This window comes from Martinezella tropici, from assembly GCF_003287875.1.
GTDB classification, from domain to species: Bacteria; Pseudomonadota; Alphaproteobacteria; order Rhizobiales; family Rhizobiaceae; genus Rhizobium; species Rhizobium tropici_C.
This window is the reverse complement of record NZ_QMKK01000019.1, coordinates 40,002-66,811: the sequence shown is the minus strand read 5'-3', so window position 1 is coordinate 66,811 and position 26,810 is coordinate 40,002. Positions and strand designations below refer to the sequence as shown.

Annotated in this window: 24 protein-coding genes; 6 read left to right on the top strand and 18 right to left on the bottom strand. The window is 62.0% G+C overall.

Translation table 11 applies throughout. The features are described 5' to 3' along the window. The first annotated feature begins 8 nt into the window (after positions 1–8). Complete coding sequence (locus DQ393_RS02900; RefSeq protein WP_112340305.1) at positions 9–455, top strand: MarR family winged helix-turn-helix transcriptional regulator; 447 nt, start codon at positions 9–11, stop codon at positions 453–455. Here DQ393_RS02900 and DQ393_RS02895 read toward each other — a convergent pair. The 3 genes from DQ393_RS02895 to DQ393_RS02885 all read right to left on the bottom strand — a co-directional run bounded on the left by DQ393_RS02895 (position 442) and on the right by DQ393_RS02885 (position 2,083). Beyond that, the gene (locus tag DQ393_RS02895) at positions 442–1,212 is read right to left on the bottom strand and encodes an RES family NAD+ phosphorylase (protein ID WP_112340304.1); all 771 of its coding nucleotides are present in this window, start codon (positions 1,210–1,212) and stop codon (positions 442–444) included. The genes DQ393_RS02900 and DQ393_RS02895 overlap by 14 nt on opposite strands. Then, on the bottom strand, positions 1,172–1,555 hold the full coding sequence (locus DQ393_RS02890) for an MbcA/ParS/Xre antitoxin family protein (RefSeq protein WP_112340303.1): 384 nt from the start codon (positions 1,553–1,555) through the stop codon (positions 1,172–1,174). The genes DQ393_RS02895 and DQ393_RS02890 overlap by 41 nt, the downstream gene beginning before the upstream one ends. 105 nt (positions 1,556–1,660) lie before the next feature. Next, the gene (locus DQ393_RS02885) at positions 1,661–2,083 is read right to left on the bottom strand and encodes an organic hydroperoxide resistance protein (RefSeq protein WP_112340302.1); all 423 of its coding nucleotides are present in this window, start codon (positions 2,081–2,083) and stop codon (positions 1,661–1,663) included. A 136-nt stretch (positions 2,084–2,219) separates the two neighbouring features. Between DQ393_RS02885 and DQ393_RS02880 the strand changes: the two genes are divergently transcribed. Next, on the top strand, positions 2,220–2,684 hold the full coding sequence (locus DQ393_RS02880) for a MarR family winged helix-turn-helix transcriptional regulator (protein ID WP_112340301.1): 465 nt from the start codon (positions 2,220–2,222) through the stop codon (positions 2,682–2,684). Between the two features lie 87 nt (positions 2,685–2,771). Here the strand turns inward: DQ393_RS02880 and DQ393_RS02875 are convergent, their stop codons facing one another. Together DQ393_RS02875 and DQ393_RS02870 are read right to left on the bottom strand one after the other, a co-directional pair. Next, positions 2,772–3,503, bottom strand: a complete 732-nt coding sequence (locus DQ393_RS02875; RefSeq protein WP_112340300.1) for a L,D-transpeptidase family protein — start codon at positions 3,501–3,503, stop codon at positions 2,772–2,774. A gap of 162 nt (positions 3,504–3,665) precedes the next feature. Further along, positions 3,666–4,469 (bottom strand): L,D-transpeptidase, encoded by an 804-nt coding sequence (locus DQ393_RS02870; protein WP_169644769.1) that lies wholly within the window; start codon positions 4,467–4,469, stop codon positions 3,666–3,668. Positions 4,470–4,642: 173 nt separating this feature from the next. On the opposite strand from DQ393_RS02870, the gene DQ393_RS02865 reads away from it, so the two are divergent. Together DQ393_RS02865 and scpA are read left to right on the top strand one after the other, a co-directional pair. Beyond that, on the top strand, positions 4,643–5,989 hold the full coding sequence (locus tag DQ393_RS02865; protein ID WP_112340298.1) for a methylmalonyl-CoA mutase family protein: 1,347 nt from the start codon (positions 4,643–4,645) through the stop codon (positions 5,987–5,989). A gap of 253 nt (positions 5,990–6,242) precedes the next feature. After that, on the top strand, positions 6,243–8,387 hold the full coding sequence (gene scpA / locus DQ393_RS02860) for a methylmalonyl-CoA mutase (protein WP_112340297.1): 2,145 nt from the start codon (positions 6,243–6,245) through the stop codon (positions 8,385–8,387). Here the strand turns inward: scpA and DQ393_RS02855 are convergent. The 5 genes from DQ393_RS02855 to DQ393_RS02840 all read right to left on the bottom strand — a co-directional run bounded on the left by DQ393_RS02855 (position 8,384) and on the right by DQ393_RS02840 (position 12,904). Then, complete coding sequence (locus tag DQ393_RS02855) at positions 8,384–9,370, bottom strand: alpha/beta hydrolase family protein (protein ID WP_112340296.1); 987 nt, start codon at positions 9,368–9,370, stop codon at positions 8,384–8,386. The two genes, scpA and DQ393_RS02855, sit on opposite strands and share 4 nt — an antisense overlap. A gap of 88 nt (positions 9,371–9,458) precedes the next feature. Continuing rightward, positions 9,459–11,096, bottom strand: a complete 1,638-nt coding sequence (locus DQ393_RS02850) for a cisplatin damage response ATP-dependent DNA ligase (RefSeq protein ID WP_112340295.1) — start codon at positions 11,094–11,096, stop codon at positions 9,459–9,461. Then, positions 11,096–12,106: a ligase-associated DNA damage response exonuclease gene (locus tag DQ393_RS02845; protein ID WP_112340294.1), complete on the bottom strand. Its 1,011-nt coding sequence runs from the start codon at positions 12,104–12,106 to the stop codon at positions 11,096–11,098. The genes DQ393_RS02850 and DQ393_RS02845 overlap by 1 nt, the downstream gene beginning before the upstream one ends. 28 nt (positions 12,107–12,134) lie before the next feature. Continuing rightward, on the bottom strand, positions 12,135–12,410 hold the full coding sequence (locus DQ393_RS34080) for a nitrilase-related carbon-nitrogen hydrolase (RefSeq protein WP_281023932.1): 276 nt from the start codon (positions 12,408–12,410) through the stop codon (positions 12,135–12,137). Then, a complete protein-coding gene (locus DQ393_RS02840; RefSeq protein ID WP_281023931.1) occupies positions 12,323–12,904 on the bottom strand; it encodes a carbon-nitrogen hydrolase family protein in 582 nt (193 codons plus the stop codon). Before DQ393_RS02840 ends, DQ393_RS34080 begins: the two co-directional genes overlap by 88 nt. Positions 12,905–13,110: 206 nt before the next feature. On the opposite strand from DQ393_RS02840, the gene DQ393_RS02835 reads away from it, so the two are divergent. Continuing rightward, positions 13,111–14,481 (top strand): TIGR03808 family TAT-translocated repetitive protein, encoded by a 1,371-nt coding sequence (locus DQ393_RS02835; protein WP_112340293.1) that lies wholly within the window; start codon positions 13,111–13,113, stop codon positions 14,479–14,481. Here DQ393_RS02835 and DQ393_RS02830 read toward each other — a convergent pair. The 7 genes from DQ393_RS02830 to DQ393_RS02800 form a co-directional block, all read right to left on the bottom strand. Then, the gene (locus tag DQ393_RS02830) at positions 14,478–15,266 is read right to left on the bottom strand and encodes a crotonase/enoyl-CoA hydratase family protein (protein ID WP_112340292.1); all 789 of its coding nucleotides are present in this window, start codon (positions 15,264–15,266) and stop codon (positions 14,478–14,480) included. The two genes, DQ393_RS02835 and DQ393_RS02830, sit on opposite strands and share 4 nt — an antisense overlap. Continuing rightward, on the bottom strand, positions 15,263–16,132 hold the full coding sequence (locus tag DQ393_RS02825) for a hydroxymethylglutaryl-CoA lyase (protein WP_112340291.1): 870 nt from the start codon (positions 16,130–16,132) through the stop codon (positions 15,263–15,265). Before DQ393_RS02825 ends, DQ393_RS02830 begins: the two co-directional genes overlap by 4 nt. Then, positions 16,129–18,117 (bottom strand): acetyl/propionyl/methylcrotonyl-CoA carboxylase subunit alpha, encoded by a 1,989-nt coding sequence (locus tag DQ393_RS02820; protein ID WP_112340290.1) that lies wholly within the window; start codon positions 18,115–18,117, stop codon positions 16,129–16,131. Before DQ393_RS02820 ends, DQ393_RS02825 begins: the two co-directional genes overlap by 4 nt. Positions 18,118–18,126: 9 nt before the next feature. Then, positions 18,127–18,510, bottom strand: coding sequence for a RidA family protein (locus tag DQ393_RS02815; protein ID WP_112340289.1), 384 nt, complete (start codon positions 18,508–18,510; stop codon positions 18,127–18,129). Between the two features lie 10 nt (positions 18,511–18,520). Beyond that, positions 18,521–20,128 carry a carboxyl transferase domain-containing protein gene (locus DQ393_RS02810; protein WP_112340288.1) on the bottom strand — a complete coding sequence of 536 codons (1,608 nt, stop codon included), beginning with the start codon at positions 20,126–20,128 and terminating at the stop codon, positions 18,521–18,523. Positions 20,129–20,163: 35 nt separating this feature from the next. Beyond that, on the bottom strand, positions 20,164–21,327 hold the full coding sequence (locus DQ393_RS02805; protein WP_112340287.1) for an isovaleryl-CoA dehydrogenase: 1,164 nt from the start codon (positions 21,325–21,327) through the stop codon (positions 20,164–20,166). A gap of 86 nt (positions 21,328–21,413) precedes the next feature. Next, positions 21,414–24,896: an indolepyruvate ferredoxin oxidoreductase family protein gene (locus DQ393_RS02800; RefSeq protein WP_112340286.1), complete on the bottom strand. Its 3,483-nt coding sequence runs from the start codon at positions 24,894–24,896 to the stop codon at positions 21,414–21,416. Positions 24,897–25,236: 340 nt separating this feature from the next. Here DQ393_RS02800 and DQ393_RS02795 point away from each other — a divergent pair, with 340 nt between their 5' ends. Then, positions 25,237–25,896 carry a glutathione S-transferase family protein gene (locus DQ393_RS02795; protein WP_112340285.1) on the top strand — a complete coding sequence of 220 codons (660 nt, stop codon included), beginning with the start codon at positions 25,237–25,239 and terminating at the stop codon, positions 25,894–25,896. Between the two features lie 6 nt (positions 25,897–25,902). On the opposite strand, the gene DQ393_RS02790 is transcribed toward DQ393_RS02795, so the two are convergent. Beyond that, positions 25,903–26,799: a LysR substrate-binding domain-containing protein gene (locus tag DQ393_RS02790; protein WP_112340284.1), complete on the bottom strand. Its 897-nt coding sequence runs from the start codon at positions 26,797–26,799 to the stop codon at positions 25,903–25,905. Between the last annotated feature and the right edge of the window lie 11 nt (positions 26,800–26,810).

Genomic DNA, 26,810 nt, shown 5'->3' with positions numbered 1-26,810 from the left:
AATGAATCATGTCAAACTCAGTTGAAATCCCCTTTGAAACCACGCTGTTAGTACGCGATACCTGCCTCTGCCTGCATGTGCAGCGTGCCGCGCGCGCTCTTGCCCGTCGTTTTGACGAAGCGCTGAGGCCGTTTGGGCTCACCAACGGCCAATTCTCCCTGATGATGTCCCTGAACCGGCCGGCGCCGGCCTCCATGGGATCGGTCACGGCATTGCTCGCAATAGATCAGACGACGCTGACGGCGGCCTTGAAGCCACTGGAGCGGCGCGGATGGATCAATATTGTCCCCAATCCCAAAGACCGAAGAGCCCGCCTTCTCAGCCTCACGCCATCCGGAAAGGCAGCGCTTGCCGCCGCGGTGCCGGTCTGGAAGACAACGCATGCGGCCCTCGAAGAGCGGCTGCCCGACGGCAATGGCGACCGTCTGCGCCGCGATCTTGCTATTCTGCTCTGAATGGTGGCTCCGACAAGCGGGGATCGCGATCGAAATCCTGCCTTTCGAAGCCGATGCGACGCCGGGGGAATTCGCAGAGCGCCTGGACACCAGCGCGAGACAGCCGGATGCGCCATGTCTGGCGCTCCACCGGCTCGCGCGCGGAGAAGGCCCTGGCCGTCAGGAGTGCGATGTTCCTGCCGCCCCGAGAATCCCGAACAGATCGGTAGAGGATCGCTTCGATGCCGCCGGCCCGCGCCGCTTCGGCAAGCGACTGGCATGCTTCGTAGTTGAGCGGATCGGCCCAGTGCTGCCGGTCGCGATCCAAGGGGGATATGGTCAGGTCGATCGCTGCCTTCGTGGCGATCGACGCGGCAAAAGCGGTGTATTCCGCTGCATTGGCCGGCAGCGGCGTGTCGGGCGAATCACGGAAAAAGAGCAGCCGATAGAAGCTCATCTCCGCCAGGGCCGTTTCCACCTGCTCGGAGGCGTAGAAAACGCCAAGCGTGCGGCCAGCGCGACGGAAACGAGAGCCGTGCGGGTAGATCGCACCATAGCGGAAGGGTGTCGCGAGCAGATAGTCGAGACCGGCGCATTCCGGCGGCAGCGCCGGCTTGCTTTCCTCCAATAGACTTTCGAGAAGCATCTGCTCCTCGAGCGTATCCACAAGCTTCAGCGTCGAGACCTGATGCTGCACTTCCACCAGTCGCCAATAACGGCCGGAAATGGCCCTCGCCTCAGATAAGAGCGCGGCGGGCGTCCAGATAGGCAAGGACATCGGTCAAACCAGAAATCGAAATGATCTTGTCGATCGGCGCGGCGCCGAAGGCGAGATTGCCGTTGCGCAGCCATTGGCGGGCCACAGCTTCGTCGCCACCCACGATGGCATCGAGCGAGCGGAAGAGCCGAACGAAAAGCACGGCCAACTCGAACGGCTTGCTGTTGCGCTCCAGCAAATGATCCTGCCGCTTCATACGCGACACCGTTGCTTCCGAGACACCGATGACGGCCGCCAATATGCGGGCGTTCAATCCCAGCCGGTCGGCGGCATTGACCACCGCCTTGGTAATGACGAGTGCTTCGCCAGGCTTTGTCTGGCCTGCTACCTGTGCCATTGCCATAGCCAATCCTTTCCTAAGAAAGAATATAGCATATTTCTTGCAAAAGAAAAGGAGCAGAGGCGAGACCTCTGCTCCCGAAGCTTTCAAGCTATGCCGCAACTCGCCTCAGACGACGGTGAACGGCACTTCGGTCGAAGTGCGCATGGCGTGGCTGTAGGGGCATACGATATGCGCCGCGGCAGCGAGCTTTTCAGCCTCGGCCTTGTCCATGCCGGGGATATGGACCGCCAGAGACACTTCGATGCCGAAGCCGCCGCCATCCGCGCGCGGGCCGATGCCGACAGTCGCAGTCACCTTCGCGTCTTCCGGAATCTTGACCTTCTGCTGGCCTGCGACAAATTTCAGGGCACCCAGGAAGCAAGCGGAATAGCCGGCTGCAAAGAGCTGCTCCGGATTGGTGCCCGTGGCACCGTCGCCGCCGAGTTCCTTCGGCACGGTCAGCGTGACATCGAGGACACCGTTTTCGGAAACTGCATGGCCGGCACGGCCACCGGTGGCGGAAGCTTTGGTGGTATAGAGAATTGGCATGTCATGTCTCCTTTTGTGTTCGGATGGCGATTATATACATCACGATTTAATCGCGCGAAATATGTATTTTTTGCAATTTGATTTTGCAAAGTGAATTTGTGACAATGCCTGCAACAAGAAAAATGGCGGAGCAGCAATGACGGACAAGGCGGATGGGCAGACCATGATACCTGACGAGGAAAAGCGGCTGGAAAGCCAGCTTTGTTTTGCCGTCTACAGCGCTGCGCATGCCTTTAACCGGGCCTACAAGCCGATTCTCGATCGCGTCGGCCTCACCTATCCGCAATATCTCGTCATGCTGGTGCTGTGGGAAAAGGGCCGTCTGTCGGTCAAGACCATCGGCGAGAAGCTGGACCTCGATTCCGGAACGCTGTCGCCATTGCTGAAGCGGCTCGAACAGGCCGGCCTGATCAGCCGGGCGCGAGACCCGAAGGACGAGCGGCAAGTGATCATTTCCCTGACGGAAAAAGGCGCAGGCATGAATTGCCAGGTCGGCACGATCATGAATGCCATCGGCCAGGCGACCGGCTGCGACATGGCCGAAATGGCCAATCTGCGCGATCAGTTGCAAAAGCTGAAGGTCAATCTGGCGGCGGAATGAAGCCTCCGGCACAGGAACCTGCCCCGCCCTCGGAAAGTCGGGAAATCAAAGGGGCGCCGAATAGGCGCCCGTTTCAATGATATTCAATCAGGCCGTCACGAGGATCGGCGCGCGCTCCGGCACACGATCGTATAGATCGATGACATCCTGGTTCAGCAAGCGGACACAGCCGGAGGATACGGCCTTGCCTATGGAGCGCCAGTCGGGATTGCCGTGCAGGCGGTAAAGCGAATCCTGCTTGTCTTCGAAAATGTAAAGCGCACGCGCGCCGAGCGGATTCTTCAGGCCCGGATCCATGCCGCCATTGGCGATGGAATACTTCACAAGCTCCGGCTGACGGGCGACCATTTCGTCCGGCGGGTTCCAGCGCGGCCACTTCTTGCGCCACTGAATGACGCCTCGGCCCTGCCAGGCAAAGCCCTCGCGGCCGACGCCGATGCCATAGCGCATTGCCGTGCCGCCCTGTTCGGTGACGTAAAGCATGCGCTCCGTCGTATTGACGACTACGCTACCCGGCGCTTCCCCGGTCGGATCCACGACGCGCTGACGATAAAATCGCCGGTCGATCTGCTCGTAGGGAACCGCGGGGATATGGAAACCGCCATCATCCATGGCCGCATAGATGACGGCCGGATCGGGCTGCTCGCCATCATAGCTGGAGAACCAGGTGCGGAACGGCCTTGGCGAGCCGGTATATTGCACCGGGCTAACGACCGGGCCGTTATCGATGGTGGAGGCGCAGCCGGCGAGCGTCGAAACGGCGCCGATGCCAGCAAGGGCGAGAAAATTACGTCGGGATAGTGATGAAGGCAGACTCATGTCGACAGCATCGTTCCTATTGAAGGGGAGCCAAGAATCCGCAGCACGCAAGCTGATTCGGCTTCCCGAGAGGTTCGCAGAGACAGGAGCAAAACTAAAGAGCGTAGCCGGAGCCCGCTATCGCACTTATGCAACATCACGAAAATTTGTGGTAAATTATCCCTACAGAACGACGATTTCCGTCTTATCGGGCACCCGGTTGTAGAGATCAATCACGTCCTGATTGAGCATGCGGACACAACCCGAGGACGCTGCCTTGCCGATCGATTGCCAATCCGGCGTGCCGTGAACGCGATAAAGCGTGTCCCGCCCATTCTGATAGATATAAAGCGCCCGCGCGCCGAGCGGGTTGGTCGGCCCGGGATTCATGCCGCCGCGCTCCGCCGCCAGCGACTTCATCTGCGGGTCGCGCGCAACCATCTCGGCCGGCGGCGTCCAGCGTGGCCACTTCTGCTTCCACTGGATCATGCCCCTGCCATGCCAGGCATATCCCGCAGCGCCGAGGCCAACACCATAGCGCATGGCCCTGCCGCCCGGCTCGACGAAATAGAGGAAGTGGTTTCGCGTATCGACGACGATGGTGCCGGGCCGTTCATTGGTCTGGTAGTCGACCTCCTGCCGCAGGAAGCGCGGATCGATGCGCTTGTAGGGCACGGCCGGCAGCATGAAATCATCTTCGTTTCGCTGGGCATACATGGCCTGATGCACCGGATTGAAGGTCGGCAGGCCGTAGGTCTGATGGAACTGGGTGCGGAAGAGATCACGCGCCTGCGGCACGGGCTGCACCGGCAGACGCTGCACCTTCTGCGGGTCGATGCCTTCGGGGCGATAGAAGATCGGCGCGGTTTCCTGTGCGAACCGGTCCGGATCTGTCGCACCGGTATCGGGAATGATGCTGCAGGCGGACAATGCCGCCAGAGCGGCAGAGGCGAGCAGGTGACGGGAGGCGGGCAGCAGATCGGCCATCATCGGAAACCAGTTGGGACATATTGGGTCGGCCGCATGATGACTGTCGCGGCTGGAGCGAAGCTGGCGTCATCGTCGAGATATTGTCCGCGGTGAGATATTGTCCGGATCGGCCAAACTTCTGTTTTCCCTTGCGCCGTCATGGGTTAGACCATTGCAGGACGGAGGATCGCATGAATATCGACAGTCTCGACCCGGCCATTTTCGATCAGACCGACCGCAAGGGTTGGCTGAAGCTGGTGGAACGGGCGCTGAAAGGCCAGGATTTCGAAGAGACGCTGGTGTCGCGGACCGATGACGGCATTGCCATCGAGCCGCTTTATCAGCGGCGGACCGATGGCATGCCGCTTTCCCGCCAGCGGGCCGACATGCCCTGGACGGTGATCCAGCGCATGGATGATCCAGGCACCGAGCGGGCGCTGGCGCAGCTTGATGACGATCTCGCCAATGGCGCAACCGGCATCTGTCTCGTCTCCAAAACATCCGCTTCCGCCTTCGGCACCGGCATCGACGTGCAAGGCCCAGGCCTTTCCCGCTCACCAGCGGCGATATGGGACAAAGCGGCTGTCCTGCGCTTCGACGGTTTCTCCTCCGGCGCACTCGACGCCCTGGTTTCAGCGACTGCAGATCCGGCTGCCAGGACATTGCATCTCGGTTTCGATGCCTTTTCCTACGATGGAGGACGGGCTACCTTTGCGAAGGATATCAAGCGCTTCGCCGAGCGCGGCCTCCGTGGCACGATCGTCAACGCCGACGGTCGCGTGGTGCACAATGCCGGCGGCACCGAAGCACAGGAGCTGGCCGTCATGGCTGCAAGCCTCGTCGGCCATTTGCGACTGCTAGAGGAGGCGGGCCTTTCGCTGGAGGCAGCGCTTGCGGCAATGAGCATCTGCCTTTCCGCCGATCAGAACCAGTTCACGACGATGGCAAAGACACGCGCGGCACGGCTGATCTTCACCCGGATCGCCAAGGCCTGTGGCGTTCCCAATCCGCAGCCGGCGCATCTCTTCGCCGAGACAAGCTATCGCATGCTCACCTATCGCGATCCCGAGACGAATATCCTGCGCAATACGATTGCGGCCTTTTCAGCCGGCGTCGGCGGTGCTGACGAAATCTCCGTCCTGCCGCACAGCCTGACGCACGGCATTCCCGATCCGCTGGCGCGGCGCCTGGCGCGCAACACGCAGACGATCCTCATGGCCGAGAGCCATCTCGATCACGTCGTCGATCCTGCCGTCGGAGCCGGCGGCATCGAGGCATTGACCGATGCACTGGCCGAGCGGGCATGGGATATTTTCACCGATATCGAAAGCAAAGGTGGATTGGCGAAGGTGATCGCCAGCGGCGAGCTTGCGGCGATGATTACCGAGGCGCAAGCCGATCGCATCGTCAAGCCGATCGTGGGAACGACGCTGTTTGCGATGAAAACGGAGCGGCCGGTGATTGTTTTGGGGGCCTTGGGGCCGGTTGCTGGCGGGATGGGGTTGATGCCGGTGCGGCTGGATGAGGGGGTGTCATGATGGCGACTGCTGAATTCACGGAGAATGCCCACCCCCCTCTGTCGCTTCGTGACATCTCCCCCACAAGGGGGGAGATCGTTTCGTGCCAGAATTTGACCCCAGCGGGAATGCCAACCTGCGCTGCCGCAGATGCGGTATCTGTTTGGGGCAGAAAGGCCCCGCAAGTTTCTAATCTCCCCCCTTGTGGGGGAGATGTCGCGAAAGCGACAGAGGGGGGTATCAGACTTTCGACGTCCACGGAGGCTTCGAACCCATGACCAGGATTCCCGACTTCGCCACCATCCCCTGGATCAAACCGCAGGCAACCGCGCCGGCAACCAACGCCCCAGCCTGGGAAACCCCTGAAGGCATCGCCGTCAAACGCGCCTACGGTGAAAGCGACCTCACCGGCCTGAACTTCCTTGAGACCTATCCCGGCGCGGCACCCTTCGTGCGCGGCCCCTACCCGACGATGTATGTCCAGCAGCCCTGGACCATCCGGCAATATGCCGGCTTCTCGACGGCCGAGGAATCCAATGCCTTCTATCGCCGCAATCTCGCCGCCGGCCAGAAGGGCCTCTCCGTCGCCTTCGATCTTGCTACTCATCGCGGCTATGACAGCGATCACCCGAGGGTATCAGGCGATGTCGGCATGGCGGGCGTCGCAATCGATTCCATCCTCGACATGCGCCAGCTCTTCGACGGCATTCCCCTCGATGAAATGAGCGTGTCGATGACCATGAACGGCGCGGTGCTGCCGATCATGGCGCTCTATATCGTCGCGGCCGAGGAACAGGGCGTCTCCGAGGACAAGCTATCAGGCACGATCCAGAACGATATCCTCAAGGAGTTCATGGTCCGCAACACCTATATCTATCCGCCTCAGCCCTCCATGCGGATCGTTTCGGACATCTTCAGCTATACCAGCCAGCGGATGCCGAAGTTCAATTCCATTTCGATCTCCGGCTACCATATGCAGGAGGCAGGCGCGACGGCGGATCTGGAGCTCGCCTACACGATCGCCGACGGCATCGAATATGCGCGAGCCGGCGTCGCAGCCGGGCTCGATATCGACAGTTTCGCCCCTCGCCTCTCCTTCTTCTGGGCCGTCGGCATGAATTTCTTCATGGAAGTCGCCAAGATGCGCGCCGGACGGCTGATCTGGGCGGCGCTGATACAGAAGAATTTTGCGCCGAAGAACCAGAAATCCCTGGCACTCAGGACCCACAGCCAGACCTCCGGCTGGTCGCTGACGGCGCAGGACCCGATGAATAATATCATCCGCACCATGGTCGAGGCGATGGCAGCAACGCAGGGGCATACGCAATCGCTCCATACCAATTCCTTCGACGAGGCGCTGGCCCTGCCGACCGACCATTCCGCCCGCATCGCCCGTAACACGCAGATCCTGCTGCAGAAGGAATCGGGCACGACAGGGATCATCGACCCCTGGGGCGGCTCGGCCTATGTCGAAAGGCTGACCCATGATCTAGCCGCGCGCGCCCTTGCCCATATCGAGGAGGTGGAGGCGCTCGGCGGCATGGCGAAGGCGATCGAGAAGGGCATTCCGAAGCTCAGGATCGAGGAAGCGGCCGCCCGCACGCAGGCACGCATCGACAGCGGTCATCAGACCGTCGTCGGCGTCAATTTTTCCAAGCCGGAGCAGGATATCGAAGTCGATGTCCTGAAGGTCGAGAATTCCGAGGTGCGGGCACGCCAGCTTTCCAAGCTGCAGCAACTGAAGGGCACCCGCGAAACGGCTGCCGTCGAAACAGCCCTGGATGCCTTAACGGATGCCGCGCGAAACGGCACTGGCAATCTGCTCGATTTTGCCGTCAAGGCGGCAAGGGCGAGAGCCACCGTCGGCGAAATCTCGCTGGCGCTTGAAAAAGCCTATGGCCGTCATGTCGCAGAGATCAGGACCATTTCCGGCGTTTACCGCAAGGAGGTCGGCTCCGAAGATCCCGTCTTCAATGCGGCCGTGACCAAAGTCGAGGTGTTCCGTAGGGCGCGGGGCGAGAAGCCGCGCATCCTGATCGCCAAGATGGGCCAGGATGGGCACGATCGCGGCCAGAAGGTCATTGCCACGGCCTTTGCCGATCTCGGCTTCGATGTCGTCGTCGGCGCGATGTTCCAGACTCCGGAGGAAGTGGCCGACGTCGCCGTGCGCGAGGGGGTCGACATCGTCGGCGCATCGTCGCTTGCCGCCGGTCATCTGACGCTGGTGCCGGAATTGAAAACTGCGCTCGCGCGCCGCCATGCGGGCAAGGTGCTGATCGCCGTCGGTGGCGTCATTCCGCCACAGGATTTCGCAGCCCTCGAAGCGGCGGGCGCAGACGCGATCTTTCCGCCCGGAACCGTGATCGCGGAGGCGGCAGCGGCGCTGATAGAGAAACTGATGGCGTCAGCAGCTATTTAGACAGCGACACTCCTGAAGAATTCGATGCTCTGCTCGATTTCGCCCGGCAAAGCCGAATTATGGCTGCCCGGCACCGTTGCCATCTCCATCTTTACGCCGGCGGCCGTCGCCCGCTTCGAAAGCAGCGCCAGACGTGAGTCGAAATGGGCTTCCTCGGTGCCATGGAACAGCTTGATCGGGCTTTTGAAGCTGTGCGCATAGCAGAGCGGCGAGCGCATCTGGAATTCGCGCGGATTCTTGGTATTGAAGCGGATATCCTGCGGATAGCGGCCGAAGAAGGCATAGGCATCCGGGTTGCCTGATATCGGCGCGACCGCGCGAAAGCGCTTTGTCGACATGGCGGTCAGCATGGCCAGCGTGCCGCCGATACTGTGTCCGGCCAGGAACAGGCGATGTGGATCGACGCCCGGCAGGTGCCGCAGCCGGTTGGAGGCCGCCAGCACATCGGCAACTTCGTCGTAAAAGCCCGAGAAATTGCCCCTCTGCCCATTCTCCCCGCGCATGGACGGGATCATGACGACATAGCCGGCATCGATGTACGGCTTCATCAGCTGCCAGTGCCCTTGGCCGATGGCGTTACCGCCATGCAGGAAAAGCACGGCCGGCTTCGGCTTTGCCGAGCGCGTGTAGCGGGAGACCCAGGCGACGAGTTCCAGCTCGTCACCAACGCCGCTGCGATAGAAAAGCCGATCGGCGGTCGATGGCGTGGCCAGCGGCTCGTAGATATCGGGAGCCGGCCCCTTGCTTAGCAGGTCGGTCCGGAACAGATGGCGCTCCTTGGCATAATCGCCGGCGAGCTGCGGCGGCGCATCGGACGCCTTTTCATCGCTCCGGGCAATCTCGCCCTTGGTCTCGGCAGGCTTGCTTCCGGTCGTGCTGTCATCGGCCGCTCTGACGATAGGGGGTGCGAAAAGGGTGGAAGCAATGCCGGCCAGAACCGCACGGCGATTGAGACGGAATAGGTGGTCGTCAGACATGGTCATAGCTCTGTCCAAATATCCCGGCGCAGCCCAAATCTGCACGGGTCGAAAGGCGAGGCCAACTCACATTGTGGTGAGGAATCGCCCTGCCCTATTCATCGACAACAGGAGCCTTGGCGTCAATCATCGCGATCAAAGTTTCCAGCCTGTCCGCCTCGTAGGGCGGCTTGTCGGGCCGTAGCCTTGCAATGCGGGGAAAACGCATGGCGACGCCCGATTTGTGCCGGCTGGAGCGGTTGATGCCTTCAAAGGCCACTTCGAGCACGAAGCCGAAATCGCGATCGGCGCGCACGGCCCGCACCGGGCCGAAACGATCGACAGTATTGTTGCGCACGAACTTATCGAGCACCTCCAGCTCGGCATCGGTGAAGCCGAAATAGGCCTTGCCGACAGGCACGAGCTGCTCGCCCTCCGGCGTCGTCGCCCAGACGCCGAAGGTGAAATCGGAGTAGTAACTGGAGCGCTTGCCATGGCCGCGCTGCGCGTACATCAAAACGGCATCGACATTATAAGGATCCCGCTTCCACTTGAACCAAGGCCCCTTGGCCCGGCCGGCGAGATAGGAACTGTCCTTGCGCTTGATCATTACGCCCTCGATCACCGGATCGGGCGGCGCGGTGCGCAATCGGTCGAGCTCCTCCCAGGAGGAGAAATCGACGAGCGGCGACAGATCGAAACGATCATGCAGTGCCGCGTCGATGATGTCAGTCAGCCGCTCGCGCCGATCGAGGAAGCCGCGGGCGCGCACATCCTCGGCGCCATCGAACAGAAGATCGTAAGCACGGATGAAGGCCGGAAACTCCTCCAGCATCTTTGCGGTGACGGTCTTGCGGTTGAGGCGCTGCTGCAAGTCGGAAAAGCTGCGTGTCGGGCTATTGGAGCGAACGGTGCCGCCGACCAGCAGCTCGCCATCCATGACGCCCTCGAAATTCATGGCGCCCACAACGTCGGGAAAGGCGCCGGATATGTCGTCGCCGGAGCGCGAATAGAGCTTGCTCGTCTCCCCGGAGCGTGAAAGCTGGACGCGGATGCCATCCCATTTCCATTCGGCGGCGAAATCCCGCGGGTCGAGCGCATCGAGATCGCCAGGTTCCACCGGGTTGGCCAGCATGACGGAATGGAAGATCGCCGGCGTCGCCAGGATCGGCTTCTCAGCCTCCCCCGCAAGCCAGCGAAACAGGCTTTCATAGGGCGGCTGCAGGCCGTGCCACAGCGTTTCGATCTCGGTGACGTCCTTGCCGCCGAGCTCGGCGAGCGCCTGCTTGGCGAGGCGTGCCGAAACGCCGATGCGCAGCGCACCGGTCGCGAGCTTCAGGAAGGCGAAACGGCCCGACGTATCCAGCCGGTCCAGCAGATCGCGGACGAAACTGCGCACCTCGGTCCGCCCCAGCGCGTTCATGCTGCGAACGACGTCGCCGAGCTTCGGCTGCTCGCCGGCAGGGCGCTCTATATCGCTCTCCCTGTCCCAGACCAGCGAGATCGTCTCGGCAAGATCGCCGACATAATCGTAGGAATAGCGAAACAGCACCTCGTCCATGCGCTCGAGAACGAGTTCGCGCAGCATTGCGGGCTTGACATTGCGCACTTCGAGCGTGCCGGCGATGGCGGCCAGACCATAGCCGCGGTCCGGATCGGGCGTGTCGCGAAAATAATCGGTCAACAGCTTCAGCTTGCCATTGCGACTCGGCGTCAGCACCAGGCGGTCGAGAAGGTCGGCAAAGGCTTTCATCAATCGCCCTCGTCTTCATAGCCGATGAGATGCAGCGGCTTGGCGGCGATGCCCTGCAGCTCGCACCAGCGCACCAGCGCCTCTTCGCGGCCGTGGGTGACCCAGACCTCGCTCGGCTTCAAGTCGGAGATCGTCTCGGTCAGTTCGGGCCAGTCGCAATGATCGGAGATCACAAGCGGCAGCTCGACGCCGAGCTGCTTGGCGCGCTGGCGCACCATCATCCAGCCGGAGGCGAATGCCGGCAGCGGGTCATGGAACCGCCTCGCCCAGCGATCCTGGAAAGCGGAGGGTGGGCCGACGACGACGGCGCCATGGAAGATCGACTGATCCCGGCTTTCTATGGTGGCCGGTTTGAGTTCGCCGAGTTCGATGCCCTGGCTGTCATAGTAGTCGCACAGCGTTTCGAGCGCACCGTGAATATAGATCGGCTTGTCATAGCCGGCATCGCGCAGCAGACGGATGACGCGCTGTGCCTTGCCGAGCGCATAGGCACCGATCAGATGCGTTCGCTCGGGGAATTGGCGAAGCGAGGCCAGAAACTTCCGCGTCTCGGCCATGGGATCGGGATGGTGGAAGACCGGCAGCCCGAACGTCGCCTCGGTGATGAAGACATCACAGGGAACCGGCACATAGGCTGCACAGGTCGGATCCGGCCGGCGCTTGTAATCCCCCGAAACGACGATGCGCAGCCCATCCTTCTCCACCGCGATCTGCGCGGAGCCGAGCACGTGGCCGGCAGGATGGAACTGCACCTTGACGCCGTTGATCGTCACCTCCTCGCCGAAGCCGATCGCCTGTTCCGAGCCGGCAAAACCGTCGCCATAGCGGATACGCATGATATCGAGCGTCTGCCGAGTGGCGAGCACATGCGCGTGGCCGGAGCGGGCGTGATCCGAATGGCCATGCGTGACGAGTGCGCGACCGACCGGCTGCACGGGATCGATATAGAAGCCGCCAATCGGACAGAACAGGCCCTCTGGCGCCGGATAAAGCAGTTGATCGGGTCTCATGACTATGAGGATAGCGCGATTTGCACGATTAGGTAGCGACGACGGCAGCTTTTTGATCGAATCCGCGTGTCGGTTGCCGATCTGGAAGGTCGAAAACCAGGACATCCTCGCAATAGGGCTTCGCCTTCGCCACGACGACACCGTTCGGATCGACGATGGCGCTGCTGCCATAGCTCACCCAGCCGTCGTCGTTACTGCCGACCACATCCGACGCCATCACCCAGCAGCCCGTATGCCTGGCACATATCTGCAGGCCCGAAATGCCCGGCTTATGCCACAGCTCGGCTTTGTGAGGTCGGAGCATGAGATTGATGGGGTTGCAGATGATCCCCGCTCCCTTTCTGGCCAGTCGCGCCGCGGTATAGGATATCTGAGATCGGCGCAGATATTGATACCAAAGCGCCAATGGTTCTCCTCCCACACGGGGAAATCTTTTCCGGGGGTGCAGCCCTTTTCAAGCGGATGCGCCTTGGCATAGACCCCGATCGTCCGGCCCGACTTGGCGACGATGGCGCTATTGTAGATCGCATCGCCTCTGCTCTCGAAAAGGCCGACAATCGCCGTCGTCCCCCCGGCAGCGAAGCGGGCGACAAGAGCGTTCAGATACGGATCATCCAGAGAAAGCGCGCGGCGTTTGGCAACGGATTTATCATAGCTATGCCCCTGCAGATAACATTCGGGAAAAAGGGCGAGATCGATGCCCTGCTCTTCCGCCCAGGCCAGATCGCGCGCCAAAACCTCGGCCGCCTGCTCGACGGCGTCGAAAAGTGCCAGGCGTTGAAAGGCCGCGATCCGCATGCCGCAGGAGTAACATGCGCGGTGAGTCGTCCCTAGCGCGAATGGATCGGACGCAGGGCATCGTCCGTGCCGGACCGATAAATAAAATAGAAAAACGACGGGGTCCTAGCCGGCCGAAAGCATTTGAAGAGCGGCCTCTGCATCAAAACGACACAGACCGGCCTGGCATGATTTCTGCTTCATCGGCATGATTCCCGGAGCTCACAATGATCCAACGCCGCGCCTTCATCGCTTCCCTCGCCGCTTCGGCAGCGGCTGGCCTGCTTGCGCCCCGCGTTGTTGCCGCGTCGCTGGCCAAGATGACGGGTGCCGAGCTGCGGGGGCCAATCGATGCCATTGCGCTGAAGACGACGCCGGGAACGAGCGACGTCAGGAGCGGCAAGCTGCAGGCGATGATCGACAATGCGGCGCGCAACAACATGCCGCTTTTCCTGCCACCGGGCACCTACAACATCTCCAACCTGACACTCCCTAATAATACGTGCATCAGAGGCGTTCCCGGCGCTTCGCGGCTGGTCTATAGCGGCGACGGCCATTTGATGAATGCGGACAAGGCCAGACGCATCGAGCTTTCCGGCCTTGTGCTCGATGGCGGCAATCGCTGGCTTGCCGATTATGCAGGCGGCCTCCTGCAATTTGCCGGTGTCGACGAGGTGCTGATCGACAATTGCGAAGTTACCGGCAGCCGCAAGCATGCGCTGCAGCTCGAACGCTGCGGCGGCCGGATCGAGCGCAGCCGCATCTCCGGAGCGGCGGAAGCCGGGATCTATTCCGTCCAGTCGGCCGGTTTGACGGTGACAGGCAATCGCGTCGAGGATTGCGGCAATGGCGGCATCCTGATCCATCGCTGGGAAAAAGCCGAGGATGGCAGCAGCGTCACCGGCAACCGCATTGCCCGCATTCGCGCCAATGGCGGCGGCACCGGCCAGAACGGCAACGGCATCAATGTTTTCCGCGCCGATGGCGTGACGGTTTCGGGTAACAATATCGCCGATTGCGCCTTCACCGCCGTCCGCGCCAACTCGGCATCGAATGTGCAGATCTCGAACAATCAGTGCCTGCGCTCAGGCGAGACGGCCATCTACTGCGAATTCGAGTTCATTGGCGCCACGATCGACAACAACCTGATCGATGGCGCCGCCAACGGTATTTCGGTCACCAATTTCGATAGGGGCGGCAGGCTCGCCTCGGTGACGGGCAATGTCATCCGCAACCTCTCGCTCACCGCACCCTACGCGCAAGATGGCGGCTTTGGCATCGGCATCTCGGCCGAAGCCGATACGCTGATTGCGGATAATGTCATTGAGAATGCACCACTCTGGGGCTTGAGGCTTGGCTGGGGTCAATATCTCCGCGACGTCGTCGCGACAGGCAATATCGTCCGACATGCCGGCATCGGCTGCGTGGTCTCGGTCGCCGACGGCGCCGGCTCCGCGGTGATTGCTGGCAATCTCTTTCAGGAGATGCAGCACGCCGCGATCATGGGCTTTCGCTGGGACAAGCCGGCATCGAGCGAGCTGATCAAGGGAAGCATGCAGTTTCCGCAGCTGACCATCGAAAACAACAAACTCGTTTAGGCCGACCGCCAGTTCGGCTGCCGCTTTTCGAAGAAGGCGGTGACGCCCTCCTTCGCCTCCTCGGTCTCCCAGGCATCGGCCAATTGCTCGACGACGTGATCGATCATGCCGTCGGTGATCGGCCTGCCGACGGAGCGAGCCAGGGCCTTGGCGCGGGCGGCCGCCTGTGGCGACGCCGCCAGGAAATGGCGGACCTCCGCTTCCACGGCTTCATCCAGCGCCTCTTCCGCCACGACGCGCGACAAGAGGCCGGCGGCATGCGCCTGCCAGGCATCGATGATCTTGCCGGAGAGGAAGAGCGGACGGGCATTCGTCTCGCCGATCCGGGCGATGACATAAGGGCTGATGGTGGCGGGAATGATGCCAAGGCGCACCTCAGTCAGGCCGAAGCGGGCGGTCGATGCCGATATCACCATGTCGCAGACGCTGAGGATGCCGATGCCGCCACCGAAGGCATTGCCATGGACACGGGCGACCAGTGGCTTGGGCAGCTCGTTCAGCGCCTTGAACAACGTGGCAAGCCGTCGCGCCTCGACCATGCGTCCGGCACGCGTTGTGTCGAATTGGTCGCGCATCCAGCCGAGGTCGCCGCCTGCGCAGAAGCTCGCACCCTCGCCGGTGAGCACGACGACCCTCACCGCCTTGTCACGGGCAAGATCGTGCGTTGCCGCCGTCAAGGCATCGATCATTTCAGCCGACAGGGCGTTGTGCTTTTCGGCGCGCGCCAACGTGAGATGGGCAACACCGCGGTCATCGGTAGTGATGCGGATCGTTTGCGATGTCATGAGGTGCTCCTGAGGCTGCGGGCAAAGGCGGCGGCGCGGGCAAGTTTTTCATCGTCGAGGCCGGTCTCGAAGCCGTGCAGCGCCAGATAGTGGTGAACCGCCACGGTATCGACATTGCCCTTCGCGCCGGGGGCGAAGGGGCAGCCGCCAAGACCGCCGGCGGCAGCGTCGAACACCCGCAGACCCCGGTCGAGAGCGACACCGATATTGTCCAATGCCCGGCCTGACGTATCGTGAAAATGGCCGGCCAGCATGGCGGCGGGGAGTTCGGCAAGAACGGCCTCCAGCATTCTGTCCACGGCCTCCGGTTCGCCTCTGCCGATCGTGTCGCCAAGGCTGATCTCATGGCAGCCGAGCGCCTGCAATTGCCGGGCAACGCTCACGACGTTTTGCGGCGGCACGGCGCCCTCATAGGGGCATTCGGCGACGCAACTGACATAGCCCCGCAACGGAATGCCGCGATCCCTGCTGGCTGCCGCGACCGGCCGGAAGCGTTCGATGCTTTCGGCGATCGAGCAATTGATATTGCGCATGGAGAAGGCTTCGGATGCTGAGGCGAAGATCGCCACCTCATCGGCACCGGCGGCAAGTGCTGCCTCAAAACCCTGCATGTTGGGTGCCAGCGCTGCGTAGCGGACACCGGAATGCCGCTTTATCCCGGCCATGACCGCGGCGGCATCGGCAAGCTGCGGCACCCATTTCGGACTGACGAAGCTGGTGACCTCGATGCGCTCGAAACCGCAATCGGAGAGCAGATCCACCAGCTCGATCTTGCGCGCGGTATCGACCGGCTTTTTCTCATTCTGCAGGCCGTCGCGCGGCGCCATTTCGACGATGGTGACCTGATTGGAAAGCTTCTCGGTCATGCCGCGTCCTCCGGTCGAAGCGAGAGAAGCACGGCGCTTTCGCTGGTCTGATCCCCCTCGCCGACATGCAGGCTTTCGACAATGCCGTCGCGCGCCGCCGAAAGCGTCAGCTCCATCTTCATGGCTTCCATGATGATCAGCGCCTGCCCCTTCGCCACCGCGTCGCCCTCGCGCACGCGGACGATCTTGACGAGACCGGGCATCGGCGCAATGACGCGATCATCGCCGCTAGCAGCCTCCTCCGCGCCGTCAAGCGGATCGAGCCGGTGGAAATGATGGGTGTGCCCGTCGAGGAACAATGTCAGGCCCGCCGATGTTGCGAAGATATCGACATGGGTCTGCCGGCCGTCGATTTCGACACGCCGGGCAACATCATCGTCTTCGAAGAGACGGACGAGAATGGAGCGATCTTCGAAGGCGACACTGAAAAACATCCGACCCTTTGCAGTCACCCGGCAATTCTTATGGCTGCCGGCAAAGTGCAGCGTAACTGGACGGCTTGCTTCGCCCCAAAGCTGCCAGGCGCCGAGCGAATGCCAGGGATCGTTGCCAGCGGTTTCAGCAAAGCCGCCCGCCTCGACAACGGCGGCGATGGCAAGGGCTGCGTCATCGGGCTGCTGCGTCGCGGTCAGCGCTTCCGCGTTTCGGTCGATCAGTCCGGTATCCGGACGGCCGGCGGCGAAATCCGACTGGCGGCTGAGCCGTATGAGAAAATCCAGATTGGTCGTGGTCCCGGCGACCTGCGCCTGCTCCAATCCGCGCGTGAGCTTCGCCAAAGCAGCGGCGCGATCCGGGGCGTGCACCGTCAGCTTTGCGATCAGCGGATCGTAGTGCGGAGTGATGCTGTCGCCCTCGCGCACGCCCGCGTCGATGCGGACATCGCCTTCGGGAAAGCGAAGGCGGGAAAGCGTGCCGGTTGCCGGCAGGAAGCCGCGCGAGGGGTCTTCGGCATAGATACGGGCTTCGACAGCCCAACCGTTTATGGTGAGCTCACCTTGCGTTTTCGGCAGCGGCTCGCCGCTCGCCACGCGCAATTGCCACTCCACCAGATCGACGCCGGCGATCGCCTCGGTGACGGGGTGTTCGACCTGCAGGCGGGTATTCATTTCCATAAAGAAGAAGCGATCCGGCGACAGACCGTCGGAAACATCGGCGATGAATTCGACGGTACCGGCGCCGCGATAATCGATGGCGCGGGCGGCGCGAACCGCCGCTTCGCCCATGGCGCTACGCATCTCCTCTGTCATGCCGGGCGCCGGCGCCTCCTCGATCACCTTCTGGTGCCGGCGCTGCAGCGAACAATCGCGCTCGAAGAGGTGCACGACATTGCCCTGGCTGTCGCCGAACACCTGGATCTCGATATGGCGCGGCTTGACGAGATATTTTTCGATGAGCACGGCATCGTCGCCGAAAGCGGATTTCGCCTCGCGCTTTGCCGCCTGCAGCGAGGCGTCGAAATCCTCCAGCCGGTCGACGCGGCGCATGCCCTTGCCGCCGCCGCCCGCCCGCGCCTTGATGAGAATGGGAAAGCGGATGTTATCAGCTTGCTCGGTAAGAAAGCCGGGATCCTGCCTATCGCCATGATAGCCGGGAACGACGGGCACGCCGGCCCGCTCCATCAGCGCCTTGGCCGCATCCTTGAGCCCCATGGCTCGGATCGAGGCCGGCGACGGACCGATGAAGACGAGACCAGCGGCCTCGACCGCCCCGGCGAAATCGGCATTTTCCGAGAGAAAGCCGTAACCAGGATGGATGGCCTCTGCGCCGGCCCGCTTTGAGGCGGCAATGATCTTCTCTTTCGAAAGATAGCTTTCGCTCGCAGCCGCCGGGCCGATATGAACGCCCTCGTCGGCCAGCGCCACGTGCAGCGCATCCCGATCGGCGTCGGAAAAGACGGCGACCGTGCGGATGCCCAGGCGCCTTGCGGTGTGGATGACCCGACAGGCGATTTCCCCGCGATTGGCGATCAGTATCTTCGAAAACATCGGCTGACCCTATTGCGCGGCAATGACTTCGACTTCAAGCAGCCAGGCCTTGTCGAAAATGCCGGCAATCACGACAGTCATCGCCGGCGCGAGCGAGCCGAGATATTCGCTGCGGATCTCGCGGTTCTCCATCGTGTGATGACGGTCGGCGAGAAAAGTCGTGACCTTGACGATGTCGTCCTTCGTCATGCCGGCCGCCTTCAATTGAGCGTCGATATTGTGCCAGACCTGGCGGGCCTGCGCCTGAAAGCCTTCCGGCAGGGTGTCGTCGACATCGGTCGGAATCTGGCCGCTGATGAAAAGCAATCGCTCGAAATTCTCCAGCTTCACGGCCTGTGCGTAGCCGCCGCGGGGCTGCGGCGCATTCTTGGCATTGATGGCATCGCGTTTCATCTCCATCTCCTCACATCCTGAACAGACCGAAGCGTGTGTCTTCGATCGGCGCGTTAAGTGCTGCTGAAAGCGAAAGAGCCAGCACATCGCGGCTCTTGCGCGGATCGATAATGCCATCGTCCCAGAGGCGGGCCGATGCATAGAGCGGGTGGCTCTGGGTCTCGAACATCCTGAGTGTCGGCGCCTTGAAGGCGGCCTCTTCCTCTTTCGTCCAGGGCTTGCCGGCACGGGCCAGCGCCTCGCCGCGTACGGTGGAGAGCACGCCCGCCGCCTGTTCCCCGCCCATGACCGATATGCGGCTGTTGGGCCAGGTCCAGAGGAAGCGCGGTGAATAGGCGCGACCGGCCATGCCGTAATTGCCAGCACCGAAGGAGCCGCCGATCAGCATGGTGATCTTCGGAACCTTGGTCGTAGCCACGGCCGTCACCAGCTTGGCGCCGTTCTTGGCGATGCCCTCGGTTTCGTATTTGCGGCCGACCATGAACCCGGTGATGTTCTGCAGGAAGACCAGCGGGATCTTGCGCTGCGAGCAAAGCTCGACGAAATGCGCGCCCTTCAGCGCCGACTCCGAGAAGAGAACGCCGTTGTTGGCTATGATGCCGACTGGGATGCCATGGATGTGAGCGAAGCCGCAGACCAGCGTCGTACCGTAGCGCGCCTTGAACTCATCGAGGCAGGAGCCGTCCACCATACGGGCGATGACCTCGCGTACGTCATATGGCGTGCGCAGGTCGGAGGGGACGATGCCGAGAATATCCTCGGGATCGTAGAGTGGTGCCTCGGGCGTCCGAAGCTCGACACTCTCGGGTTTGCGGCGGTTGAGATTGGCGACCGCCTGCCGGGCCAGCGCAAGCGCATGGGCGTCGTCACGCGCCAGATAATCGGCAACCCCGGAAAGGCGCGTATGCACATCGCCGCCACCGAGATCTTCGGCCGAGACCACTTCCCCGGTCGCCGCCTTGACCAGCGGCGGACCGGCGAGAAAGATCGTACCCTGCTTCTCGACGATGATGGCTTCATCCGACATGGCCGGTACATAGGCGCCACCCGCGGTGCAGGACCCCATGACGACGGCGATTTGCGGAATGCCCGCCGCTGACATATTGGCCTGATTGTAGAAGATGCGGCCGAAATGATCGCGATCGGGAAACACCTCGTCCTGGTTCGGCAGGTTGGCGCCGCCGGAATCGACGAGGTAGATGCAGGGCAGATTGTTCTCGGCCGCGATCTCCTGCGCACGCAGATGCTTCTTCACCGTGATCGGATAATAGGTACCACCTTTGACCGTGGCATCGTTGCAGACGATCATGCAATCGCGGCCGGAAACGCGGCCTATACCGGCGATCAGGCCGGCACCCGGCGCCTCGCCGCCATAGAGACCATGAGCGGCAGTCGTCCCGATTTCCAGAAACGGCGTGGCGGGATCGATCAGGCCGGCGACGCGATCGCGCGGCAGCATCTTGCCACGGCTGACATGGCGCTCGCGCGCCTGCGCCCCTCCGCCTTCCGCCGCCTGCGACGCCGCAGCCTCAGCGACGCCGATCGCCTCCAGCATGGCGGCGCGATTGTCGCGGAAGCGATCCGTATGCGTCGATATCTCTGACTTCAGGACGGTCATGCGGCCTCGCGGATCGAGTAAAATGGAATTCGAAATCAGGCCGTTTCGCCGAACAACTCGCGGCCGATCAGCATGCGCCGGATTTCGGATGTACCGGCGCCGATCTCATAGAGCTTGGCGTCGCGCAGCAGCCGTCCGGCGGGATAATCATTGGTATAGCCATTGCCGCCGAGCGCCTGGATGCATTCGAGCGCCAGCGCCGTCGCCTTTTCAGCGGAGTAGAGAATGCAGCCTGCGGCATCCTTGCGGGTCGTCTCGCCGCGATCGCAGGCGGCGGCCACCGCATAGACATAGGCGCGCGCGGCATTCATCGTCACATACATGTCGGCGAGCTTGCCCTGCATCAGCTGGAATTCGCCGATCGATTGGCCGAACTGCTTGCGCTCATGCATGTAGGGCAGCACCACATCCATGCAGGCGGCCATGATGCCGATGGGACCGCCCGAGAGCACGACGCGCTCGTAATCGAGACCCGACATCAGCACGCGCACGCCGCCATCCACCTGACCTAGAACATTCTCCTCCGGCACTTCACAATCGAGGAAGATCAGCTCCGAGGTGTTTGAACCGCGCATGCCGAGCTTGTCGAGCTTCTGGCCCACGGAGAATCCGGGGAAGCCTTTCTCGACGATGAAGGCGGTGATCCCTCGCGGGCCGGCATCCGGCGAGGTCTTGGCGTAGACGACGAGAACATCCGCATCCGGACCGTTGGTGATCCACATCTTGCTGCCGTTCAGCACATAGCGGCGGCCGCGCCTTTCGGCACGCAACTTCATGGAGACGACATCGGAGCCGGCGTCGGGCTCCGACATCGCCAATGCACCGATATGCTCGCCTGAAATCAGCTTCGGCAGGTAGTGCTCCTTCTGCGCCGTCGTGCCGTTGCGATGGATCTGGTTGACGCAGAGGTTGGAATGGGCGCCGTAGCTCAGGCCGACGGAGGCGGAAGCGCGGCTGATTTCCTCCATCGCCACCGTATGGGCGAGATAACCGAGGCCCGCTCCGCCAAAGGCTTCGTCGACGGTGATCCCAAGCAGGCCGAGATCACCCATCTCCCGCCACAGATGCATCGGGAAACTGTTGTTGCGGTCGATCTCATCGGCAAATGGTGCGATACGGTTGGCAGCAAAACGGCGCACCTGTTCGCGCAACGCCTCGATGTCCTCGCCAAGCGCAAAGTTCAATCCCCCTGCAAACATCCGGCTTCTCCTCCCGATCGTCCCGAACGCGCGATCCTTACGAACCTATATCTCTTCATACCCGCTTCAAGTTTCGGCCGGCGCCGTCATGCAGCATCGGCAGGCATAGGCTGTTTGCCCTGCTTCTCCTGCGGCGACTCATAGGCCTTCAGCTTGTCAGCGATTTTCACGGTGATCCTGCGGGCGGCCTCCTCCTTGACCGGTCCGAAGCCCCTTATCTCATCAAAGAGCGAGAGGATGGCAAGGGCCTCGGCCTCGTTGTCGTGGCGCAGACCGGCGAGCACCCGCTCGGCAACCCCTTCATATTCAGCAATCAGGCGACGCTCCAGCCGGCGTTCCGCCATATAGCCGAAGGGATCGAAGGGCGTGCCGCGCAGACGCTTCATCGGCGCAAGCGCCCGCAGCACCGGTAGGATCCATGCGCCGAACTCCCGCTTCTTCGGCCGGCCGTTCGGATCCTTGCCGCCAAGGATGGGCGGCGCGAGATTGAGGGCCAGCTTGAAGTCGCCTTCCATCTCCTCGCGCAGATGCGCCTCGAAAGCGGGATCCGTCAGCAGGCGGGCGACCTCGTATTCATCCTTGTAGGCCAGAACGCGTGCATAGGTGACGGCAACGGCAAAGGGCACCTTATCCGAAAGCCGCTCTTTTGCGGCCAGCGCATTGGCGCGGGCGACAAAAGCGGCATAGCGTTCGGCAAGGGCTGCATTCTGATAGGCCGTCAGGTGAGCCTTGCGATGCTTGATGAGCTCGTCGAGGCTCATCTCCGCCAGGGTCCTGCCCTTCTCCGGCTCGGCCATCATGGCATGCACGGCCTGCGGATCGTGCGCCAGAAGCCGTCCCCACTGGAAGGCGGAAAGGCTGGCCTTGACCGCGACGCCGTTCAGTTCGATCGCCTTTTCGATCGCCTCGAGCGACAGCGGCAGTAGGCCGCGCTGCCAGGCAAAGCCGGTCAGCAGGATATTGGTCGATATGGCATCGCCGGTCACCTCGGTCGCGACGTGGTTGAAATCGAGGAAGACGGACTTCTCGCTGACGGTCTTTGCGATGGTGTGCTGTATCGAGCCGGTCTTGAAATCGAAATCGCGGTTGCGGACGAAATCGGCGACCGGCATGAGCCCAGTGTTGACGATGGCTGTCGTGCGCCCCGGCGAGCAGAGCGTGATCGCATCCTTGGAGGCACCCACCACCTCGTCCGCGGCAAACAGGAGATCCGCGCCGCCATTGACGATGCGCGAGGAGGTGACATCGGCCTGATTATGGCCAATGCGCAGATGGCTCATGACCGCGCCGCCCTTCTGGGCAAGGCCGGCCATGTCGAGGATCATCGGCACCTTGCCGTCCAGATGCGCAGCCATGCCGAGGATAGCGCCGATGGTCAGGATGCCCGTGCCGCCGACGCCGGCAATCGCAATATTCCAGGGCCGATCGCCAATGACGGGAATTTCGGGCATCGGCACATCGACATCGGCATGATCAAGTGCTTTGCGCTTGCGGCGCTTGCCGCCATGAACCGTCACGAAGGACGGGCAGAAGCCTTTTACGCAGGAGAAATCCTTGTTGCAGCTCGACTGGTTGATCTGGCGCTTGCGGCCGAATTCGGTTTCCAGCGGCTCGACGGAGATGCAGTTGGACTGCACAGAGCAATCGCCGCAGCCCTCGCAGACAGCCGGATTGATGAAGACGCGCTTCGCCGGGTCTTCCATCAGCCCGCGGCTGCGGCGACGGCGCTTTTCGGCCGCGCAGGTCTGGACATAGACGATCGCCGAACACCCCTCGGTCTCGCGCAGCGTCAGCATTACCTGATCGATATGGTCGCGATGCAGCACCTTGACGCCGGGCGCGAGTTCCGAAGCGCGATAGGCGGCGGGATTGTCCGAAAGCAGATAGATCGGCTTGACGCCCTCGTCATGCAGCTGCTTCGTCACCAGCTGCGGCGTCAGATAGCCGTCGATCGGCTGGCCGCCGGTCATGGCGACGGCATCATTGTAGAGCAGCTTGTAGGTGACGTTGACCTTGGAGGCGACGGACTGGCGGATGGCGAGAATGCCGGAGTGAAAATAGGTGCCGTCGCCGAGATTGACGAACATGTGCTTTTCATCGGTGTAACGCGCAATCGCTGTCCATGGCACGCCTTCACCGCCCATCTGGGTGAAGGTCTCGGTGTTGCGGTCCATCCAGGTGACCATGTAGTGGCAGCCGATGCCGGCAATGGCGCGGCTGCCTTCAGGGACGCGGGTCGACGTATTGTGCGGACAGCCGGAGCAGAAGAAGGGTGTGCGGTTCAGCGGCGCGACATGGCTGCGGCTGATCTGGCCGCGCTCGGCAAGATAGGCAAGCTTGGCGGCGATGCGGTCATGCAGGCCCTGATCGAGATCGAGCTTGACGATGCGCCCTGCGATCGCTCGCGCCACTGCGCCCACCGTCAATGCCGCCGATAGGCTGAGATAGGGCTTGTCGTGCTCATCGAACTTGCCGACGATGCGCGGACGGACATCGGCACGCCAGTTGAAGAGTTGCTGCTTGATCTGGTTTTCGATGATCTCGCGGCGCTCCTCGACGACAAGAACCTCGTCGAGCCCTTCCGAGAAATGTCTGACAGCCTCGGGCTCCAGAGGCCAGGGCATACGCACTTTCAAGATACGCAGGCCGATCGCGGCCATTTCCTGAGGGCCGATCTCCAGCTCGCGCAGCGCCTGCAGCACATCCTCATAGGCCTTGCCGGACGAGATGATGCCGAGGCGGGCGTTCGGCACATCATGCGTGATTTCATCGACGCGATTGGCACGGGCAAAGGCGATGGCCGCATAGGCCTTATAAGTCTGCAGCCGATCGTCCTGCACCAGCGGCGGATCGGGCCAGCGTAAATTCAAACCACCGGGCGGCATTTCGAAATCGGTCGGCAGGACGAATTGCCGCCTTTCCCCCGAGAGATCGATGGCAGCCGTCGTTTCTATGGTGTCGGCGATGAACTTCATGCCGACCCAGCAGCCGGAATAACGCGACATGGCGATGCCGAGCAGGCCGTATTCGAGGAATTCGTGGATGGACGATGGATAGATGACCGGGATGACCGCAGACATGAAATCATGGTCGGTCTGGTGCGGCATGGTGGAGGATTTGGCGGAATGATCGTCGCCGGCGAAACAGAGGACGCCGCCATGCTTGGAGGTGCCAGCGGCATTGCCGTGCTTCAGCACATCACCGGAGCGGTCGACGCCGGGGCCTTTACCATACCAGATGCCGAGCACACCATCCTTGCGGGCGCCGTGCGAAAGGCCGACCTGCTGTGAGCCCCAGACGGCCGTCGCGGCAAGATCCTCGTTGATCCCGGGCTGGAAGGTGACGTCGTGGGCGTCGAGATAAGTCTTGGCTTTCAAGAGCTGCTGGTCGTAACCGCCGAGCGGCGAGCCGCGATAGCCTGAAATGAAGGCTGCCGTATTGAGGCCGGCAGCGCGGTCGCGCCGCATCTGCGTCATGGGCAGGCGTACCAGCGTCTGCAGGCCGGTCATGAAGACGCGGCCTTCCTCTGCGGTATATTTGTCGTCTAGCGATACACTGGTCGCAAGCATCTGCTCTCCTCCCGAGATCGCAGTCATCGAATGCGCATGTTTAATTTCGCCGGAAGCCTCCTACCGCTTCCGATGAAAATCATGCTGGAATTCTAGCATGCGCCGACGCTAATTTCCGAACGAAGGCGAAGCATCAACAGCATGATTTGCAAAGAATTGGGGGACTTGTCTGATATTTTCGTGCTTGTCCTATGCCAGCCATCAGCCCTCGGAGGACGAGGCGGCCCAGCTATCTATACACCATTCCATCACAAGCTTTCATCGAGATATCAGCGGCAAGGCCTTCCGCTCCTCCCAAGCGACCAATAATGTCGCGCCGACTCGAATCTGGGAGACCCATATGCTGACGATCTACGGTGTCTATCGCTCGCGCGCTTCGCGCAACTATTGGATGGCTAATGAGCTCGGCGTCGAGTTCAAATCCGTGCCTGTCATCCAGGCGAGCCGGCTGCCCAACCCGCTTGCCGCCGATGCGCCGATCAATACGATGTCGCCGGAGTTCCTGGCCGTCAATCCGATGGGCATGATCCCCTGCATCAAGGACGGCGATCTCGTCCTGCATGAATCGCTCGCCATCAACCTTTACCTCGCGCGCAAGTATGGCGGTCCGCTGGCCGGCAAAACGATCGAGGAAGAAGGGCAGATGTCGATGTGGACCATGTGGGCGGCAACCGAAGTCGAGCCCTACAGCGTCGCGCTCGTCCGCATCTATGACAATGCCCAGGAAAACAGCGAGGCCGGCAAGACGGGGATCGCAGTCGCCTGCCGCTCACTGAAGAAACCGCTCGACGTGCTGGAAAAGCACCTGCAAAACCAGGACTATCTCGTCGGCAATCGCTTCACCGCCGCCGATCTCAATCTCGCGGAAGTACTGCGCTACGCCCAGACCGAACAGGAATTGTTCGATGCGCGTCCGAAGATGAAAGCCTGGATCGAGCGTTGCCAGTCGCGCGATGCTTACAAGGCCATGCAGGCGACGCGCGCTCAGGAGCCGATCTGATAGCTTCTATCGGAAGAGACGCATGCTCTCTTCCATCTCTTCGCGAATCCAGGCCTTGAAGGCGGTCACCTTCTTAGGTTCGCGCACGCCTTCGGCGGTGACGAAATAATGGCCGAAGCCCGTCTTTACACGGATGCCGAAGGGATCGACGAGGCATTTCTGCTGAAGGGCATAGGCAGCCAGCGTCTGCCAGGCGAGCATCACCCCCTGCCCCGCTATAGCCGCATCCAGACAGAGCGACGCGTCATTGAAGATGTGCCGCTCTTCCATGCAATGGCCTGAAAGCCCGGCTTTGCGCAGCCAGACCTCCCAGCCGAACATCGCGTGTCCGTCGATCACGGCGGGGACTTTCAGGAGATCGGCCGGTTCCCGCAGCGTGGCGGCGATCTGCGGCGTAACCACCGGGAACACTTCCTGCGCCAGCAGCAGCTCGGCTTTGACATCGGGCCATTGCCCGCTGCCGACGCGAATGCCGATATCGACATCCGACGTCGCCGGATTGATGAGCCGCGTGGTGGCATCGATGCGCAGGCGGATATCCGGGTGGCGGCTGGCGAAGCGGTCGAGCCGATAAACCAACCAACGGGCTGCAAAAACCGGCGCGACCGAAATCGTGAGGATATTTTCATCCTTGTGCTGCGCAAGCGCGACTGCGGCCGCAAGCGCCTGAAAGCCCTCGCCAAGCCTCGTCAATACCGCCAGCCCCGATGCCGTGGCCGTCATGCCTTTTGGAGTTCGCTCGAATAGTGGCCGCCCGAGCTGCGCCTCCGCCTTGATGACCTGCTGACTAACCGCGCCGACCGTTACGCCAAGTTCGTCGGCGGCCGCCTGCAGCGAACCGAGCCGCCCGACCGCCTCAAGAGCGCGCAAGCCATTCAGATGAACGTTGTTGAGATTTCTCATTATAGAATATC